This is a genomic window from Mesobacillus sp. (assembly GCF_047739415.1).
Taxonomy (GTDB): Bacteria; Bacillota; Bacilli; order Bacillales; family Cytobacillaceae; genus Mesobacillus.
Window position 1 is genome coordinate 1 of the sequence record NZ_JBIQOE010000050.1, and the last position, 2,347, is coordinate 2,347.

Annotated in this window: 3 protein-coding genes; 1 reads left to right on the top strand and 2 read right to left on the bottom strand. The window is 44.4% G+C overall.

Annotation, left to right across the window (positions count from 1 at the left end; genetic code table 11):
* Positions 1-112: 112 nt before the first annotated feature.
* Positions 113-1,006 carry a nucleoid occlusion protein gene (gene noc, locus ACH0QE_RS04495; RefSeq protein ID WP_415799497.1) on the bottom strand — a complete coding sequence of 298 codons (894 nt, stop codon included), beginning with the start codon at positions 1,004-1,006 and terminating at the stop codon, positions 113-115.
* Between the two features lie 201 nt (positions 1,007-1,207).
* Complete coding sequence (gene rsmG / locus ACH0QE_RS04500) at positions 1,208-1,924, bottom strand: 16S rRNA (guanine(527)-N(7))-methyltransferase RsmG (RefSeq protein ID WP_415799498.1); 717 nt, start codon at positions 1,922-1,924, stop codon at positions 1,208-1,210.
* 154 nt (positions 1,925-2,078) lie between these two features.
* On the opposite strand from rsmG, the gene ACH0QE_RS04505 reads away from it, so the two are divergent.
* Positions 2,079-2,273: a hypothetical protein gene (locus ACH0QE_RS04505; RefSeq protein WP_415799499.1), complete on the top strand. Its 195-nt coding sequence runs from the start codon at positions 2,079-2,081 to the stop codon at positions 2,271-2,273.
* Positions 2,274-2,347 lie beyond the last annotated feature (74 nt).

Here is a 2,347-nt window from a genome sequence, read left to right on the forward strand (position 1 = left end):
ATGCGGTAATATAACATGTCTACTTAACAAAAAGCACTGTTATCTTGCTTCTGACCGGGTTAATTTAGCCAACAAAAAAGCGGGAGACAGCCTGTCCCCCGCTAGCAATCTATTATTTCTTCTTTGGTATGCGAATCGTGAATTGATAGAACTCTTCAAACTCTTCTTCTTCCGAATCGAGATTGATGCCGCTGTCGGAAACCATTGTCAGCGACTGGCGGATTGTATTGACCGCAATCCTCATATCCTTGCTGAATGCCTTCCGCTTTGGCTTTGGTTTCTCTTCATTTTGACTCAGAAGCTTGACGACTCGTTCTTCCGTTTGTTTGACATTGAGGGATTTCTCAATGACCTCTGCCAATATCTGTACCTGCAGCTGAGGATTTTTTAACGGAATTAACGAACGGGCGTGTCGTTCTGTGATCAATTTATTCAAAAGCGCTTCCTGCACTTCCTGTGGAAGCTTAAGCAATCGCAGCTTATTCGCAACCGTTGATTGACCTTTTCCCAGTCTTTGAGCAAGGGCTTCCTGAGTCAGATTATGAATTTCCAGTAATTTCCCATAAGCCATTGCTTCTTCAATCGGTGACAGCTCCTCACGCTGGAGGTTCTCGATCAAAGCAACAGATGCCGTTTCGGAATCGGATAAATTTTTAACGATTGCAGGAACCTCTTCCCACTCAAGCTTTTTCATCGCGCGCCAGCGGCGTTCACCTGCAATGATTTCAAACTTATCCTGATCGAATTCACGGACGACGATTGGCTGGATTACTCCATGTATGTGAATGGTACGGGCCAATTCTTCAATTTTTTCATCATCAAAAACAGTTCTTGGCTGGTATCTATTTGGAATAATATGGTCAATCGGAATTTTCTTTATTTCTTCGTTTTCTATGTTGTCAATATCCTCAACCGTCTGTTCTTCCATCTGGTTCAGTTTTTCCACTTCATTCCGTTCTTTTTCCTTTTCACCAAGGCCAAAAAAGCGCGAAAAAGAAGGCTTCATCACCCTACACCACCTTTATGAACTCCCTATTACATATTCTCTATAAAAATGACAAGTTCCTGCCTATAGACTCTATTATAAACTAAATTCATTATTGAAAATAGGACAAAAAGCGCAAGCGAACATGGCCGGTTCCCCCTGGATTGAATTCATTCGTGCACCTCAAATTTTTTCTGGAGGCGCTGAGAATAATAAAAGCCACTATTCAATCGGCGTTTTATTCGGAGTTCCCGGTTTTCTTGGGTACTTCTTAGGTGTTGGCTTTTGTTTATTAATGATTAAAATATTCCGTTCGCTATCTTCCACCGGCAATGTGAATGAATGAGCGGATTCGAGCTTCCCGCCAAGAACAGCAATCGCTTTTTCACCAACCTGCAGTTCCTCTCCTGCCTGGTTGCCCTTCATAGCGATAAATGTCCCGCCAACTTTCACTAGCGGAAGGCAAAGTTCGCTTAATACTGACATTCTGGCAACAGCCCTGGCCATCACAACTTCATATTTTTCACGATGAGCAGGATTTTGTCCGAATGTCTCCGCACGATCGTGAATAAAAGTTGTTCCTTCCAGTCCCAATGCTTTTGAAAGCTGCTCCAAAAACGTGATTCGCTTATTCAAGGAATCGACAATTGTAACATTGATTTCCGGGAAAGCAATTTTAATCGGGATACTTGGGAAACCGGCACCGGCACCAACATCACACAAATTGAGCGGCTTATTAAAATCAAAATAAAATGCTGCAGAAACGGAATCATAGAAATGCTTCAAGTACACCTCTGGCTTTTCTGTTATCGCAGTCAAATTCATTTTTTCATTCCACTCGACGAGCATGTGGTAATACTTTTCATATTGTTCCATTTGCCTCTGAGAAAGCTCGATTCCCTTTTCAGCGAGCAAAGCTTTAAATTGATCTGTATTCATAAGCCAACCCTTTCTGTCCTTACTGGTGGATTATTCGAAAAGCGCAAGCGCCTTGATTAGCCCCGACAAGCGCTGCCCGACAATAACGCCACGTCCTGTGGCTGTCGGGTCTGCACGTCCTGTGCCCCAGATGGCCGACCGGTGAAGTCGGTCTTTGACTTCACCCGAGCGAACCGAAATCAAAAAGTATAGCCGACTGCCCAGAAACGCAGAAACTGGAGACTCCGACAAAGAAGCGCTTTTTGCTTCTGCCGGCGGAGTTGAAGTTTCGGAGTTTCTAGTAGGCGACACTAGACAATTCGAAAAGCGGAGGCGACTGCTCAACTCCGACAAGCGCTGGAGGGCCTGACAGTGAAGTCGTTCTTTGACTTCATTGGCAGGACCGAAGCGTCTCGAGGAGTTAGGAGCCGCAGCTAGACAAGT